Origin of the sequence: Lactobacillus nasalidis (genome assembly GCF_016587775.1) — a bacterium.
GTDB classification, from domain to species: Bacteria; Bacillota; Bacilli; order Lactobacillales; family Lactobacillaceae; genus Lactobacillus; species Lactobacillus nasalidis.
In genome coordinates, this window is the sequence record NZ_BOCG01000325.1 from 1 (window position 1) to 911 (window position 911).

Consider the following 911-nt stretch of genomic DNA (forward strand, 5'->3'; position numbering starts at 1 on the left):
CCGGGGCAGCATCGCCGACACCTTGGAAGAAATGAAGGAAGACCTGCAGTCTTCCATCTCCTACGCCGGCGGCCGGGACCTGGAATCAATCAAGCGGGTCGACTACGTCATCGTGAAGAACACGATCATGAACGGCGACTACTAATATGAATTATTGACAAAGAGGCTTAATGCCTCTTTTTTTATTTTTTGTTCGCTTGCTTTCCAGAACAAAAGTTCGGTATAATCTGCTTAGAACAAATGTTCAAGAAAGAAGTGGATTTTGATGTACGATTACCGCTATGAGCCTCACCGGGTTGTTTTCATGATCGACAACAAATCTTTCTATGCCTCCTGTGAGGCCCTGCGCCTGGGGCTGAATCCCATGGAAGTTGCTTTGGCCGTCGTGTCCCAGCAGCCGGGGAGCCAGTGGGGCAGCGGCCTGATTATGGCTGCCTCGCCCTTAGCCAAGCAAAAGTATGGCTTAAGCAATGTCATGCGGGCCAGAGACTTGCCGCCTAAAAGCCAGGCTCCGGACCTGCTGCTGGTTGAGCCGCACATGAACCTCTATATCAAGCGGAGTATGGAGGTTTTGCAGATTTTTCGCAAGTACGCGGCTGATGAGGACATTCATGTCTATTCAATCGATGAGAGCATGATCGACATGACCGAGTCCTGGCACCTGTTTGGGGATGACCCTTACCTGGTGGCCCGCAAGATTCAAAAAGACATCCGCGACAGCTTGGGCCTCTACACGACTTGCGGGATCGGGGAGAACCCGCTTTTGGCCAAACTGGCCATGGACATTTCCGCCAAGCACCGGACCTCGATGATTGCCTGCTGGCACTATATCGACGTGCCCGACACTATTTGGAAGATTCCCAAGCTGGAGGACGTCTGGGGGATCAATGTCAGAACCGCCAGCCGCCTGC

General features: G+C 52.6%; 1 protein-coding gene and 1 pseudogene. Both read left to right on the forward strand.

Translation table 11 applies throughout. The features are described 5' to 3' along the window. Window positions 1-145 (forward strand): annotated as a pseudogene (locus lacNas_RS06170) (GMP reductase); the annotation flags it as partial. A gap of 120 nt (window positions 146-265) precedes the next feature. Beyond that, window positions 266-911: Y-family DNA polymerase (locus tag lacNas_RS06175; protein WP_444979754.1), on the forward strand; the 646-nt coding region annotated here is incomplete at its 3' end.